The organism is Intrasporangium zincisolvens, from assembly GCF_034724055.1.
Classification (GTDB): Bacteria; Actinomycetota; Actinomycetes; order Actinomycetales; family Dermatophilaceae; genus Monashia; species Monashia zincisolvens.
In genome coordinates this window covers 1-14,722 of sequence record NZ_JAWIIL010000009.1, presented here as the reverse complement: position 1 = coordinate 14,722, position 14,722 = coordinate 1, and the positions used below count along the sequence as shown (strand labels likewise).

14 protein-coding genes are annotated in these 14,722 nt (G+C 73.6%); 11 read left to right on the top strand and 3 right to left on the bottom strand.

Annotated features, from left to right (window positions below; translation table 11 throughout):
- Positions 1-24: 24 nt before the first annotated feature.
- Positions 25-1,338, bottom strand: a complete 1,314-nt coding sequence (locus tag RY076_RS18935) for a glycoside hydrolase family 3 N-terminal domain-containing protein (RefSeq protein ID WP_323100783.1) — start codon at positions 1,336-1,338, stop codon at positions 25-27.
- Between the two features lie 133 nt (positions 1,339-1,471).
- Here RY076_RS18935 and RY076_RS18930 point away from each other — a divergent pair, with 133 nt between their 5' ends.
- Genes RY076_RS18930 through RY076_RS18915 form a run of 4 tightly spaced genes read left to right on the top strand, consistent with a single transcriptional unit; the run spans position 1,472 to position 4,239 of the window.
- Positions 1,472-2,530, top strand: a complete 1,059-nt coding sequence (locus RY076_RS18930; protein ID WP_323100781.1) for a nucleoside hydrolase — start codon at positions 1,472-1,474, stop codon at positions 2,528-2,530.
- Entirely contained in the window at positions 2,530-3,354 is an 825-nt protein-coding gene (locus RY076_RS18925; RefSeq protein WP_323100779.1) for a ribokinase, read from the top strand. The genes RY076_RS18930 and RY076_RS18925 overlap by 1 nt, the downstream gene beginning before the upstream one ends.
- Before the next feature lie 52 nt (positions 3,355-3,406).
- On the top strand, positions 3,407-3,748 hold the full coding sequence (locus tag RY076_RS18920; RefSeq protein ID WP_323100778.1) for an ArsR/SmtB family transcription factor: 342 nt from the start codon (positions 3,407-3,409) through the stop codon (positions 3,746-3,748).
- Positions 3,745-4,239: an SRPBCC family protein gene (locus RY076_RS18915; RefSeq protein ID WP_323100777.1), complete on the top strand. Its 495-nt coding sequence runs from the start codon at positions 3,745-3,747 to the stop codon at positions 4,237-4,239. The genes RY076_RS18920 and RY076_RS18915 overlap by 4 nt, the downstream gene beginning before the upstream one ends.
- Positions 4,240-4,278: 39 nt before the next feature.
- On the opposite strand, the gene RY076_RS18910 is transcribed toward RY076_RS18915, so the two are convergent.
- Positions 4,279-5,541 carry a class I SAM-dependent methyltransferase gene (locus RY076_RS18910; protein ID WP_323100776.1) on the bottom strand — a complete coding sequence of 421 codons (1,263 nt, stop codon included), beginning with the start codon at positions 5,539-5,541 and terminating at the stop codon, positions 4,279-4,281.
- A 225-nt stretch (positions 5,542-5,766) separates the two neighbouring features.
- Between RY076_RS18910 and groES the strand changes: the two genes are divergently transcribed.
- Together groES and groL are read left to right on the top strand one after the other, a co-directional pair.
- Entirely contained in the window at positions 5,767-6,063 is a 297-nt protein-coding gene (gene groES / locus RY076_RS18905; protein WP_076259712.1) for a co-chaperone GroES, read from the top strand.
- 124 nt (positions 6,064-6,187) lie between these two features.
- On the top strand, positions 6,188-7,804 hold the full coding sequence (gene groL / locus RY076_RS18900; RefSeq protein ID WP_323100774.1) for a chaperonin GroEL: 1,617 nt from the start codon (positions 6,188-6,190) through the stop codon (positions 7,802-7,804).
- A 228-nt stretch (positions 7,805-8,032) separates the two neighbouring features.
- Here groL and RY076_RS18895 read toward each other — a convergent pair whose 3' ends face one another.
- Entirely contained in the window at positions 8,033-8,320 is a 288-nt protein-coding gene (locus RY076_RS18895) for a WhiB family transcriptional regulator (protein ID WP_323100772.1), read from the bottom strand.
- Between the two features lie 463 nt (positions 8,321-8,783).
- Here RY076_RS18895 and RY076_RS18890 point away from each other — a divergent pair, with 463 nt between their 5' ends.
- The 5 genes from RY076_RS18890 to RY076_RS18870 form a co-directional block, all read left to right on the top strand.
- The gene (locus RY076_RS18890; RefSeq protein WP_323100978.1) at positions 8,784-9,359 is read left to right on the top strand and encodes a sigma-70 family RNA polymerase sigma factor; all 576 of its coding nucleotides are present in this window, start codon (positions 8,784-8,786) and stop codon (positions 9,357-9,359) included.
- Entirely contained in the window at positions 9,356-10,378 is a 1,023-nt protein-coding gene (locus RY076_RS18885; RefSeq protein WP_323100771.1) for a hypothetical protein, read from the top strand. The genes RY076_RS18890 and RY076_RS18885 overlap by 4 nt, the downstream gene beginning before the upstream one ends.
- Before the next feature lie 42 nt (positions 10,379-10,420).
- A complete protein-coding gene (gene guaB / locus RY076_RS18880) occupies positions 10,421-11,941 on the top strand; it encodes an IMP dehydrogenase (protein WP_323100770.1) in 1,521 nt (506 codons plus the stop codon).
- Positions 11,942-12,001: 60 nt separating this feature from the next.
- Positions 12,002-13,123 (top strand): GuaB3 family IMP dehydrogenase-related protein, encoded by a 1,122-nt coding sequence (locus tag RY076_RS18875; RefSeq protein WP_323100768.1) that lies wholly within the window; start codon positions 12,002-12,004, stop codon positions 13,121-13,123.
- A 169-nt stretch (positions 13,124-13,292) separates the two neighbouring features.
- Positions 13,293-14,722 (top strand): glycosyltransferase family 2 protein (locus RY076_RS18870; RefSeq protein ID WP_323100767.1); only part of this gene is annotated, 1,430 nt, incomplete at its 3' end.

Genomic DNA, 14,722 nt, shown 5'->3' with positions numbered 1-14,722 from the left:
CGACGGGCGCGTCAGGTCGGCCGCTCAGCGGCAGCGGGCCAGGCCCATCCGGATCTTGAGGTCGACGACGCGCGTGGCGGCCGCCTGCACCTTCGCCGCGAAGCCGGGGTCGGCGGCCATGGCTGCCTTGAGCGCCCGGTGCATCGCCCCGACGGTCGAGGGCCGGGCGGTGAGGACGATGTCGCCGCCAGCCGCGACGAACCGCGTGGCCCGTTCGCCGGCGGGCACGGCCGCGACGGCCTTCGCCGCGCCGACGTCGTCGGTGATGACGACGCCGTCGTAGCCGAGCCGGCCGCGCAGCAGGTCGGTGACGATCGGCTTGGAGAAGACCGCGTTGGTGCCGGGGTCGATGCGGCTGTAGATCGCCGAGCCGACCATGACGAGGTCGGCGCCCGCGCGGATGCCGGACTCGAACGGCTCGAGGTAGGCGTCGTCGGTCGTCGTCGTGCGGTCGGTGATCCCGGTGGCCGTGACGTCGGTGTTGCCGGTGACCCGGCCGAGGCCGGGGAAGTGCTTGACCGTCGCCGCGACCTTGCCCGCGCTCATGCCCTTGACGAAGGCGGCGACCATGCGGGAGTTCGTCGACGGGTCGCTCGAGTACTCGCGGCCGTAGCGGCCGATGGGCTGGTTGGCGCGGCCGATCGACTCGGGCACGGTGTCGGCGACCGGCGCGAGGTTGACGTTGATGCCGGCGGCGGCCAGCTGCCGGGCCCAGCGGGCGGCGTCGGACTGCAGGCCCGACGCGCCGTCGGCGGTCTGGTCGAGGGCCGAGGGGATGGTGCTGAAGCCGTCGCCCTGCAGCTGCTGCACGGCGCCGCCCTCCTGGTCGGCGGCGAGGAGCAGCCCGAGGTTCGCGGTGCTCGGCCCGGCGAGCGCGGCCAGGTGGCGGGTGGTGGCCTCGACCCGCGCCGACCCGGTGTGCCACCCGCCGAGGAGGATGACGCCGCCGAGGTGGCGCGCCTGGATGAGCGCGTCGAGGCTCGTGCGGCTCGCCTTCGAGTCGAGGCCGACCATGAGCAGCTGCCCGGCGCGCTGGGTGGTGCTCATGCCGGCGACGATGCGCTCGGCGCAGGACTGCGTCGGGGTCGGCGTCGGGGTGGCGGGGCTCGTCGCCGGGCTCGTCGTGGTGGGGGGCGCCGTGGACGTGCCCGGCGCGCTCGTGCCCGCGGGCGAGGACCCGACGGGGGAGGGGGCGCCCGAGGGCCCCGGCGTCGACGAGCAGGCCGCGAGGAGCGCGACCGCGACCACCGCGACGACCGCGCCCAGGCGAACGCGACCACCTCCGGTCGCCCGCGGGCGTCGGTGGCGGCGGGGGCGTCGGGGCTCTCGCTCGTTCACCACACGACCCTAACGCTGCCGGCGCGGCGTCCCGGACCGCCCCGCGACGTCCCGGCGACAACCCCACTGCGACCCCGGCGACAACCCCGTGACGACCCAGCCCGGACGCGTGGCGCGGCGGTAGGTTGCCGACGTGACGAACGACCCTGCCGTGCCCGCCCAGCCCGTCCCGGTGGTCCTCGACGTCGACACCGGCGTCGACGACGCGTGCGCCCTGCTGCTCGCCGCGCTGCACCCGGCCCTCGACCTGCGCGCGGTCTCGTGCGTCGGCGGCAACGCGCCGGTGGACGACGTCGTGCGCAACACGCTGCGCGTCCTCGAGACCGCCGGGCGCACCGACGTGCCGGTCGCGCGCGGCGCCGAGCGGCCGCTCCTCGAGCCGGCGCTGCGCGCGCGCCACGTGCACGGGCAGGACGGCATGGGCGACCTCGGCTGGGACGCGCCGACCACCGCCCCCGACCCGCGCCACGGGGTCGAGCTGCTCCGCGACGTGTGCCGCGACGCCGCGACACAGGGGCGGCCGGTGACACTCGTGCCGCTCGCCCCGCTGACGAACATCGCGCTGCTGCTGCGCACCTACCCCGACGCGGCGGCCGGCATCGCCGAGATCGTCTTCATGGGTGGGGCCGCCGACGTCGGCAACGCGACGGCCTCGGCCGAGTTCAACGTCTTCCACGACCCCGAGGCGGCGGCGGTGGTCCTCGACGCGGCCGCCGACCTGGGTATCCGCGTCACGATGTACGGCCTCGACGTCTTCTACGCGCCCGTCGTCGGACCGGCGGAGTCGGCACGGCTCGTCGCCGTCGGTGGCCGCGGGCCGGCAGAGCTCGGCGGGCGGCTCATGGACTTCCAGCGGGCCCGGCTCGGCGACGCCTCGACGATCGGCGACGCCGGGGCCGTCTGTGCCGTCATCGACCGCGGGGCCCTGACGACGCGGATGCTCCCGTTGCGCGTCGAGCTGGCCGGCAGCTGGTCGCGCGGCCGCACCATCGTCGACCGCCGCGAGTGGGAGGGCGCCCGCGCGCACGACCCGCACGGCGAGGCGCCGGTGCGCGTCGAGGTCGCGCTCGGCGTGGACGGGCAGGGGTACGCCCGGCTCTGGGTCGACACCCTCCTCGCCGCCGGCGGGGCTGCCGGCGGCGCGGCCGACGGGTCTGGTGTCGGCGCGGCCGGAGGGACGGGGGAGCGCTGATGGGCCGGGTCGTCGTCCTCGGTTCGCTCAACGTCGACGTCGTGACGCGCGTCGACCGCCACCCGCAGCCCGGCGAGACGCTGCTCGGCGAGCCCGCCGGGCGGTTCGCCGGCGGCAAGGGCGGCAACCAGGCGCTCGCGGCGCGCCGCGCCGGCGCCGACGTCGTCATGGTCGGGGCGGTCGGCGCCGACGAGGCCGGCGAGGCCTACCTCGCGCGTCTCCGGGCGGCCGGCGTCGACGTCGCGGTGACCCGCTGCACCGACGCCCCGACCGGCACCGCGTTCATCACCGTCGACGAAGCCGGCGAGAACACCATCGTCGTCGTGCCCGGCGCGAACCACCGGGTGGCGGACGACGCGCTCGCCGGCGTCGGGCTGGGGTCGGGCGACGTGCTGCTGTGCTCGCTCGAGGTACCGACCGGCGTCGTGGCCCGTGCCGTGCTGGCCGCGGACCGGGCCGGTGCGCGCGTGGTGCTCAACCTCGCGCCGTACGCGTCGGTGCTGCCCGACGCCGTCGCGGTGGCCGACCCGGTCGTCGTCAACGAGTCGGAGATGCGCCAGCTCGCCGACTCCGACCTGCTCCCGGGCTCGCTCCTCGTGACGTTCGGGGCGGCCGGGGCGCGGTGGGGACTCGAGCAGGTCGACGGCGTCGCGGTGCCCGCCGGCGAGGTCGTGGACACGGTGGGGGCGGGCGACGCGTTCTGCGGCGCCCTCGCTGCAGCGCTCGCGGCAGGAGCCGACGACCGCTCGGCGCTCGAGGCGGCCAACCACGCCGGAGCCGAGGCGGTCCGCTGGTCCGGAGCCCAGCCGGATGCCGCCCTCTGACGACTCGACGGGTACCTTGCCGGTTACGTAACTGATCGGTTACCATCGTTTCATGAACGGGACGTGGGAGGCGATGGCCGACCCGACGCGTCGAGCCATCGTCGAGAACCTGGCCCGCGCCGAGCTGACGGCCGGCGAGGTCGCCGACCTCTTCGACACCGCCCGGCCCGGCGTCTCCCGGCACCTCCGGGTGCTGCGCGAGGCCGGGGTCGTCGAGGCGCGGGCCGAGGGGCAGCGGCGGGTGTACCGGCTCGTGCCGGGGGCGCTCGACGAGGTCGAGCAGTGGTGCCACGACGTCCGCGCGTTCTGGGGGCAGCGACTCGACGCCCTCGACACCGAGGTGGCCCGCGGCGTGCGGGCCCGCCCCGACGAACAGGGACAGGAGCAGGGATGAGCGAGATCACGCACGTGCTCGGACGCATCGAGAAGGACGCCCCCGAGGGTGGTGTCGCCGTCGTCCTCGACCGCCGCTACGCCACCGACGCCGCCGACCTCTGGCAGGCGTGCACCGACCCCGACCGGCTCGCTCGGTGGTTCGCCCGGGTCAGCGGCGACCTGCACGAGGGCGGTGACTTCACGATCCACTTCGACGACGCCGACACCCCGCGCTGCCGGGTCGTCTCGTGCGAGGCCCCGAGCCGTCTGGTCTGGGAGTGGCCCGTCGGCGAGGTCACCACCGTCGTCACCGTCGAGGTGGCGCCGGCGGCCGACGGCGCCCGCCTCGTGCTGCGCCACGCGCGCCTCGGCGAGGCCCAGGTCGCCGGGTACGCGGCCGGGTGGGACACCTACGTGCGCCGGCTCGACGCCGACCTCGCCGGCAAGGTGCTGCCCGACTGGGACGCCACGTGGAGCGCCCTCTTCGCCCGCTACGGCGCAGGCGCCTGACGCCCCGGGCCCGGGCGCGGACGCCCGTGGGCTCGGGCGTCAGGCGGGGGTGACGACGAGGGCGACCTGACCGCCCGACACCCGGGTGACGACGAGCGTGGCCTCGGAACCGCCCTTGCCGCGTCCGGTCATCTTCAGCTGCCGGCGCAGCCGGTCGGCGTCGAGGGTGACGCCGCGCTTCTTGACGGTGACGCGGTCGAAGCCGTGGTCGCGCAGCCAGCGGGCCAGGTGCTTGGTCGACAGCGGCATCGCCGCATCGACGCGGAAGCGCCGGGCCCACGGCACGTCGACGGCGCGGTCGGCGCCGACGTACCCGACGCCGGTGGCGAGCTCGCGCCCGTCGGTCGCGGCCACGAGGGCCCCGGTCAGGCCGGCGCGGATCACCGCCCGGTCGGGCTCGTAGAGCCACCCGCCGACGTCCGCCACGGACCCGAGCGGCTCGACGCCGGCGCCGCCCGACGCGTCGGCCTCGGTCACGACGTGCGTGGCGGTCATGCTCGCGACCGACGCGGTGCGCCCGGGCGTCTGCGCGAGGGGGCCCCACCACACGGCGCACTCGAGCACCTCGCCGTGCCAGGAGGTCCACTGGGCCTCGGCGCCGGCGGGCAGGGCCCCGTGCGGGAAGCCGGGGGAGAGCTTGGCGCCGGTGGCCGGCACGGCGTCGGCGACGGCGAGCACCTGCTGCCACGACGGCGAGATCGCGTCCAGGGAGAAGACGCGACGCGTGCGGCCACGCGCGTCGGCGACGCCGGAGATGCGTCGGGCCGGGTCGAGCCACACCCCGACGCGCGACGCGTCGGTTGCGCCCAGCGCACTGCCGGGGGAGCCGGGCAGCGCGACGTCCTCGGCGCGGCCGTACTCGACGTCGGCGCCGGGCCAGTGCCGGAGGTTCACGGCCGCGATCCGCGCGGTGGCCTCGTCGGCGTCGACGCCACGGACGCGCAGGTCGAGGCTCGCGAAGGCCATGGCGTCGGCCCCGAGGCCGCAGCCGAGGTCCCACACCTCCTCGACACCGGCGGCGACGAACCGGTGTGCGTGTCGGGCCGCGACGGCCAGCCGGGTCGACTGCTCGAGGCCGTCGGCGGTGAAGAGCATGCCCGCCGCGAAGTCGCCGAACTTCTCGACGCCACGGGTGCGCAGACGCGACTGGTTGAGCGCCGCGGCGACGAGGTCGGGCTCGTAGCCGGCCTCGCGCAGCTTCGTCTGCAGGTGCAGGGCGCCCGACTCGTCGTACGGTGGCAGCGACTGGAGCAGTGCCCACCCCTCGCCGGTGGCCAGGCGGTCGACCATCGCTGCGTCCATGGCGTCATCCTGCCAGCAGCCGGCCGGCGCGACGCGACCGATGATTTCTGGCACTCGACTTGACCGAGTGCTAATGGCAAACCTAGATTTGCCGTGTTGGCACTCTCGGTCTGAAAGTGCCAGCGCCCTCCTCGAGGGAGGTCGACCCCCGCGACGGCGACCGGCCTCGAAGAGCCCCACAGTCCGCAAGTCATCTCCGACTGTCCCGAAGGGAAGGTCACCACCGTGTCGGTTTCCATCAAGCCGCTCGAGGACCGCATCGTCGTCAAGTCCCTCGAGGCCGAGCAGACCACCGCGTCCGGCCTCGTCATCCCCGACACCGCCAAGGAGAAGCCCCAGGAGGGCGAGGTCCTCGCCGTCGGCCCGGGCCGCTTCAACGACAACGGCACCGAGCGCGTCCCGCTCGACGTCAAGGTCGGGGACAAGGTCATCTACAGCAAGTACGGCGGCACCGAGGTCAAGTACGGCGGCGAGGAGTACCTCATCCTCTCCGCGCGCGACGTCCTCGCCATCGTCGGCTGACCGACACCCCCGCACGCAGCTGCGCCGTTGACCGCACCCCGGTGAGCCCCTACCGGGCTCCCGGGGTGCGTCCGGTTCCCGGCCCCCACCACTTCACCGCAACACCCGAGCCAGAAGGATCACCATGGCCAAGATGCTGGAGTTCGACGACTCCGCCCGCAAGTCCCTCGAGCGCGGCGTCGACGCGCTCGCCAACGCCGTCAAGGTGACGCTCGGCCCCAAGGGCCGCAACGTCGTCATCGACAAGAAGTGGGGTGCCCCCACGATCACGAACGACGGCGTGACGATCGCCCGCGAGATCGAGCTCGAGGACGCGTACGAGAACCTCGGCGCGCAGCTCGCCAAGGAGGTCGCGACCAAGACCAACGACGTCGCCGGTGACGGTACGACCACCGCGACCGTGCTGGCCCAGGCCATGGTCAAGGAGGGCCTGCGCAACGTCGCCGCCGGCGCCGCCCCGGCCGCGCTCAAGCGCGGCATGGACAAGGCCGTGACCGCCGTCAACGACGAGCTGCTCAAGCACGCCCGCGACGTCGACGGCAAGGACGAGATCGCCTCCGTCGCCACGCTGTCCGCCCAGGACGCCACCCTCGGTGGCCTCATCGGTGAGGCGTTCGACAAGGTCGGCAAGGACGGCGTCATCACCGTCGAGGAGTCCTCGACGACCGCCACCGAGCTCGAGTTCACCGAGGGCATGCAGTTCGACAAGGGCTACCTCTCGGCCTACTTCGTCACCGACACCGAGCGCATGGAGACCGTCCTCGAGGACGCCTACGTCCTCATCAACCAGGGCAAGATCTCCTCGGTCGCCGAGGTGCTCCCGGTCCTGGAGAAGGTCGTCCAGTCGGGCAAGCCGCTGCTGATCATCGCCGAGGACGTCGACGGCGAGGCCCTCTCGACGCTCGTCGTCAACAAGATCCGCGGCACGTTCAACGTCGCCGCCGTCAAGGCCCCCGGCTTCGGCGACCGCCGCAAGGCGATGCTCCAGGACATCGCCGTGCTCACCGGTGGCCAGGTCATCGCGCCCGAGGTCGGGCTCTCGCTCGACCAGGCCGACCTCACCGTGCTCGGCCAGGCCCGCCGCGTCGTCCTCACCAAGGACGACACGACGATCATCGACGGCGCGGGCGAGCAGTCCGAGGTCGCCGGCCGCGTCAACCAGATCAAGGCCGAGATCGAGCGCACCGACTCCGACTGGGACCGCGAGAAGCTCCAGGAGCGCCTCGCCAAGCTCGCCGGTGGCGTCTGCGTCATCAAGGTCGGCGCGCACACCGAGGTCGAGCTCAAGGAGAAGAAGCACCGCATCGAGGACGCGATCTCCGCGACGCGCGCCGCGATCGAGGAGGGCATCGTCGCCGGTGGCGGCACCGCCCTCATCCACGCGGCGACCGTCATCGACGGCCTGGGCCTGTCCGGCGACGAGGCCACCGGTGCCGCGATCGTCCGCAAGGCCGTGCAGGAGCCCCTGCGCTGGATCGCCGAGAACGCGGGCCTGCAGGGCTACGTCGTCACCTCGAAGGTCGCCGAGATGCCGCTGGGCCAGGGCCTCAACGCCGCCACGGGCGAGTACGGCGACCTCATCGGCGCCGGCGTCATCGACCCGGTGAAGGTGACGCGCTCCGCGCTGCGCAACGCCGAGTCGATCGCCTCGATGATCCTGACGACCGACACGCTCGTCGTCGAGAAGCCCGAGGACGAGCCGGAGGCCGCCGGCGGCCACGGTCACGGCCACGGTCACTGATCACAACCACCGCACACAGAGAGGGCCGCTCCCCGATGGGGGAGCGGCCCTCTCCGCGTTCCGGTGGCGCCACCCCGTCGTGGGGCCGCCGGAGCGTCCGGGTCCCGCCCGGTGCCGGCCGGTCGACGTCGTCGGCGACCGTGGTCGATGGGTGGGTCGGGGTCGATGGTGGAGGTTGGGAGGTGCGGTGGTTGGTGGAGGTGGGTGTAGGTCAGCCGGTGGCGTCGGTCAGGACGCCGCCGCCACGCCGTCGTAGAGCAGCTCGCGCTCGCCCTCGGTGAGGCCGCCCCAGACGCCGTAGGGCTCGCGGACCTCGAGCGCGTGGGAGCGGCAGGCGGTCACGACGGGGCAGTCCGCGCACACGGCCTTGGCCTGGGCGTCGCGGTTGCGCCGGCGCGGTCCGCGCTCGCCCTCGGGGTGGAAGAACACGTCGGGGCTGACCCCGCGGCATGCTCCCTCGAGCTGCCAGTCCCAGAGGTCTGCAACCGGTCCGGGCAGGCGGGTGATCTCGGCCATGAAGTCGTCTTTCGGGTCGGGCGGGTGGAGACGCCGGGTCGAACGTGCGGCCGGAGGTTTCGCCTTGCGAGGCCACGGAATCGACGCTAACCGGGCGCAGGATCACGGTAAAAGAGCGGAATCTTCAAGACTTGTTCAAGACTTGCCAACCAGATGGCATGCTCGTCGGGAGGCCCCGGCTCGGGCGGGTGAGGCTGCTCGATCGGCTCGGAACGGGTCCGGAACGACTAGCATGAGGGCGCTGCGCAGGACCGCGGGGGGACCGGGGGCGTTGCCCCACCACGGGTGCGGCACCGGTGCGGCAGGGGGTCCGACCGCACCGACCGGCACCGACAAGAACCGACCAGGACCGACCAGCACGAGCACGGCAGACGAGCACGACACACGACCATCGGGGGAGCGAGGTGCCATGGGTCTGGGACGCTCGACGTCCGTCCGCGTAACGCCGGGCGCTGTCGCCGCGATGGAGCGGGTGGATGCACGCCCCCTACGCGACCTCGCGGCCGCCGCCGGCCGTGACGCCCGCGCCCACGAGCTCCTGCTCGCCCGGGTGCGGGACATGGCGTTGAAGTATGCGCGCGTCCGCCTCGGCCGGTTCGGTGCCGAGGACATCGCGCAGGACGTCGCCCAGGAGGTGTGCATGGCTGTCATGACGGCCCTGCCGACCTACGAGGAGCGCGGCCTGCCCTTCGAGGCGTTCGTGTACACGATCACCTCCCGCAAGCTCGCCGACGCGCAGCGTGCGGCCATGCGCGGCCCGGCCCCCGTCCCGGAGGTGCCGGACGCTCCGGACGACGCGCCCTCGCCCGAGTCGGTGGCCGTGATGCGTGACCAGGCCGCCACCGTCATGGCCCTCATGCAGCGGCTGCCCGGGCAGCAGCGCGAGATCCTGACGCTGCGCGTCGCGGTCGGCCTGTCCGCCGACGAGACCGCCGCAGCGCTCGGCATGTCCGCCGGCGCGGTGCGCGTCGCCCAGCACCGGGCGCTCGGCAAGCTGCGCGCGCTCGTCGCCGAGGCCGAGGCGGGTGACGTCGCATGACCGACCTGCACCCCATCGACGACGTCATCGCCGACGACCTGCTCCTCGACTCCCTCGGGCGTCGCTCGGGCGGCTCCGGTGAGCCGGTGGCGGCCCTGCTCGGGGCGCTCGCCGCGCACGCCGACACCCCGCTGCCCGGACGCTCCGGCGCGCGCCGGCGTCGGACCCAGCACCGCTACCTCGGTGCGTTCGCCGCGCTCGCCATCGCCGCGTCCGGCGCGGGCGTCGCGGCCGCCGTGTCGCTGCCCGACCGCGGCCCGAGCGGTGCCGACCGGGCTCGCGTGCTCCAGCAGATGGAGGACAGCGCGCGCAGCTCGGCACCGAGTGGCCTCTTCGAGCGGCTCGGCCTGCCCCAGACCGCCGGATCGACCCAGGCCAAGGGCCTCGTCCTCGTCCGTCGCGCCGACGGCGCCATCGTGCTGCTGCCGCCGGCGCAGGCCGCGGCCGTCGAGGCGGCGGTGGCGGAGGCCGGGCCGGGCACCGTCGGCGACGCCGCCCAGCAGGGCGGCCCCGGCCACCAGGGCGGCCCGGGCAACCAGGGCGCCGTCGGCGCCGGCCAGACCGCTCACCCGCCGGCCGGGGGGAACGGCCAGGGTGGCGATGCTCAGGGTGGAGATGGTCAGGGCGGCGACGGTCAGGGCGGAGACCAGGGGACCGACAGCACGAAGAACGGCAACGGCACCCAGGGCACCAAGGGAACCAAGGGCACCAAGGGCGGCAAGAACGCGACGGGCACCCCCACGCCGACCACCCCTACGCCGACCGAGCCCGCAACCTCGACCCAGACGCTCGGCACGACCGCCCCGAGCCCGTCCGGTTCCACAGGCTCGGGAGGCGCTGCTCGCAAGTCGTCGCCCACGCCGCCGCCGGCCAAGGGTCGCGCCGGCGCCACGGGCGGAGCCACCGGTAGTGGCGTCGTGCCGGGCAGCAGCGACACGCTGACGCTCCTCGGCGACACCACGTCGACGCTCGTCGACGGCACCAGCACGGCCGTCGGCGGCCTGCTCGGCGCCGGCTGAGACGCGTCCGAGCGCCCTTCGCGCAGCCCTTAGACTTGGGCAATGAGCCTCGGATCGTCTGACGTCCCCGCTGCTTTCGCCACGATGGGGCTGACGTACGACGACGTCCTGCTCCTGCCGGGCTACAGCGACCTCGCCCCCAGCGACATCGACACCACGACGCGCCTCACCCGCGAGCTGTCGATCACGTCGCCGCTGATCTCGGCGGCCATGGACACCGTCACCGAGGCCCGCATGGCCATCGCCATGGCTCGCCAGGGCGGTCTCGGCGTGCTGCACCGCAACCTCTCGATCGCCGACCAGGCCTACCAGGTCGACCTCGTCAAGCGCACCCAGACCGGGATGATCTCCAACCCGATCACCATCGGCCCGGACCGCACCCTCGAGGAGCTCGACCAGATCTGCGGCGAGTACCGCGTCTCGGGCCTGCCGGTCATCGGTGAGGACAAGAAGCTCATCGGCATGGTGACCAACCGCGACCTGCGCTTCACGCCGGTCGCCGAGTGGGCCACGACCCTCGTGCGTGACGTCATGACGCCGATGCCGCTCATCACCGGCCACGTCGGCATCACCCGCGACGAGGCGACGGCACTGCTGCGCCAGCACAAGCGCGAGCGGCTCCCGCTCGTCGACGACGAGGGCCACCTCACCGGCCTCATCACCGTCAAGGACTTCGTCAAGAGCGAGCAGTTCCCCGATGCGAGCAACGACGCCGACGGCCGCCTCATGGTCGGCGCAGCGATCGGATACTTCGGCGACGCGTGGGAGCGGGCCACGACCCTCATCGAGGCCGGCGTCGACGTGCTCGTCGCCGACACCGCGCACGGCCACGTGCGCCTGCTCATCGAGATGGTCGAGCGGCTCAAGAAGGACCCCGCGACGCGTCACGTGCAGGTCATCGGCGGCAACGTCGCCACGACCGCGGGCGCGCAGGCGTTCGTCGACGCCGGAGCCGACGCCGTCAAGGTCGGGGTGGGCCCGGGCTCGATCTGCACGACCCGCATCGTCACCGGCGTGGGCGCCCCGCAGGTCACGGCCGTGCACGCCGCCGCCGTGGCCTGCAAGCCGGCCGGCGTCCCTGTCATCGCCGACGGCGGCCTCCAGTACTCCGGCGACATCGCCAAGGCCATCGTCGCCGGCGCCGACTCCGTCATGATCGGCTCGCTGCTCGCGGGCTGCGAGGAGAGCCCCGGCGAGCTGATCTTCGTCAACGGCAAGCAGTTCAAGAGCTACCGGGGCATGGGCTCGCTCGGGGCGATGAGCAGCCGCGGCAAGAAGTCGTTCTCCAAGGACCGCTACTTCCAGGCCGAGGTCGAGTCCGACGACAAGATCGTGCCCGAGGGCATCGAGGGGCGGGTCGCCTACCGTGGCCCGCTGTCGGCCGTGGCCCACCAGATGCTCGGCGGCCTGCGCCAGTCGATGTTCTACGTCGGCGCGCGCACGGTCACCGAGCTGCAGGAGAAGGGCCAGTTCGTCCGGATCACCTCGGCCTCGCTCAAGGAGAGCCACCCGCACGACATCCAGGGCATCGTCGAGGCGCCGAACTACTCGACGGGCGGCTGAGCCGGCCGCCTCCACGAACGCCGGGTCCGGGCACGGGCGCGGGCTCGATAGGATCTGCCGGTGACCGAGATCGAGATTGGCCGAGGCAAGCGCGGCCGCCGCGCGTACTCCTTCGACGACATCGCGGTCGTGCCCTCGCGGCGCACCCGTGACCCCGAGGAGGTCTCGGTCGGTTGGCAGATCGACGCCTACCACTTCGACATCCCGGTCATGGCGGCGCCCATGGACTCGGTCGTCTCGCCCGAGACGGCCATCGCCCTCGGCAAGCTCGGCGCCCTGCCGGTCCTCGACCTCGAGGGCCTGTGGACGCGCTACGAGGACCCGACGGCCCAGCTGCGCGAGATCGCCGCGACCCCGCCCCACGCGGCCACCGGCCGGATGCAGGAGATCTACGCCGAGCCGATCAAGCCCGAGCTCATCACCGAGCGCCTGCGCCAGCTGCGCGAGGCCGGCGTCACCGTCGCCGGTGCCCTGTCGCCGCAGCGCACCCAGCAGCACTGGAAGACCGTCGTCGACGCCGGCGTCGACCTCTTCGTCATCCGCGGCACGACGGTCTCGGCCGAGCACGTCAGCGGTAGGGCCGAGCCGCTCAACCTCAAGCGGTTCATCTACGAGCTCGACGTGCCGGTCATCGTCGGCGGCGCCGCCTCGTACACGGCAGCCCTGCACCTGATGCGCACCGGCGCGGCGGGCGTCCTCGTCGGGTTCGGCGGCGGCGCGGCCCACACGACCCGCACCGCCCTCGGCATCCACGCGCCGATGGCCTCCGCCGTCGCCGACGTCGCCGCGGCGCGCCGCGACTACCTCGACGAGTCGGGCGGCCGCTACGTGCACGTCATCGCCGACGGCGGTGTCGGCACGTCCGGCGACATCGTCAAGGCGATCGCCTGCGGGGCCGACGCGGTCATGCTCGGGGCGGCGCTCGCCCGCGCCACCGACGCCCCCGGTGGCGGCTACCACTGGGGCCCCGAGGCGCACCACGCCGAGCTGCCCCGTGGCGAGCGCATCGAGCTCGGCACCCAGGCCTCGCTCGAGGAGATCCTCTTCGGCCCGGGCCGTAGAGCCGACGGCACGACGAACATCGTCGGCGCGCTGCGTCGGGCCATGGCCACGACCGGCTACTCCGACGTCAAGGAGTTCCAGCGCGTCGAGGTCGTCGTCTCGCCCTACCTCGGCAACTGACCCGGCTGGGCCTGCGCGAGCCGAGTCGCTAGGATCGATCGATCGGTCGATCGACCGATCGCGTTCCGCCGGGGGAGGACAGGGAGCGCAGCGTGCGGGCAGCCCCCGCACGACCGCCGACACCGACACCAGCGCGAGGTACGCCCTGCGCGGGAAGGCCGTTTCTTCCATGACCGACCCGACACCGGAGACGACGCCGACGCCACCCGAGCCGGGCCCCCCGCTGTTCAGCATCGTCACCGCGGTGTTCAACGTCTCGCGGTACCTGCCGGAGTACTTCGCCTCGATCGAGGCCCAGACCTTCGACCTCTCCCGGCTGCAGGTCGTCCTCGTCGACGACGGCTCGACGGACGACAGCCTCGAGGTCGCCCGTGCGTGGGCCGAGCGCGTCCCGTTCGAGGTCGTCGTGCTCACCCAGGAGAACGCCGGTCAGGCCGCGGCGCGCAACGCCGGCCTCGAGCAGGCGACGGGCGAGTGGGTGACGTTCACCGACCCCGACGACACCGTCAACCCCGGCTACCTGGCCTCGATGGCCACCTTCGCCGCGCAGCACCCCGACGTGCAGTTCCTGTCGGCCAACGTCGTGCTGCGGATGGAGGCCACCGGCGAGGAGCGCAAGCACCCGCGTTTCCGCATGTACGGCAGCAACCTGCTCGTCGACCTCGACGTCGCCACCTCCTTCATCCCGGGCAGCTCGACCACCTCGGCGATGCGCCGCGACGTCATCGGCGACCTGCGCTTCAACCCCGGCCTGCGCCCGAACTTCGAGGACGGCGACTTCGCCGTCCGGTACCTGCTGCGGGCCCCGAGCCGCCGCGCGGGCTTCCTCGCCTCGGCGAAGTACTACTACCGCAAGCGGGCCGACCAGTCCTCGACGCTGCAGACCGGCATCTCGGCGCTCGGCCGCTATGCGACGGTCCCGCGTGACGGCTACCTCGCCCTGCTGCGCGAGGCCACCGAGCAGTACGGCCGAGCCCCGATGTGGCTCCAGCACGTCATCCTCTACGAGCTGTCGTGGTACTTCTCCTCCGAGGACGCCATGGGCGCGTCCGCGGCCGCAATCGAGGGCGAGCTCGCGGCGTCGTTCCGTGAGGTCCTCGCCGGCATCGCGCAGCTGCTCGACACCGACGTCGTCGACTCCTTCGGCATCCGCAAGCTGCAGCCGCACTGGCGCGACATCCTGCTGCACGGCCTCGGCACCGAGCCCTGGCACACCCCGTACGTCGTCACCGACCGGTACGACCGCGTCAGGCGGGAGGTCCGCGTCCGGTACCGCTACGTCGGCGAGGCGCCGTCCGAGCAGGTCTACACCCGCGGCTCCCTCGGGGCCCCGCGCCACGGCAAGCTGCGCGCCATCGAGTTCTTCGGCGACACGCTGATGTGGGAGCGCGTCATGTGGGTCGATGCCCGGGGCACCCTCGAGGTCCGCCTCGACGGCAAGCGCGTCGAGCTCTACGGCGACTGGCCCGGCCAGCGCACCCGGGCGCTCGGCGCCAAGGCGATCGCCCGACGCTTCCGGCCGGCGCCCAAGCGTCGCAAGGAGGCCCTCTCCCGCCTGAAGGTCGATCCGGTGCGGTTGTTGGCGGCGCGGCCGCAGGT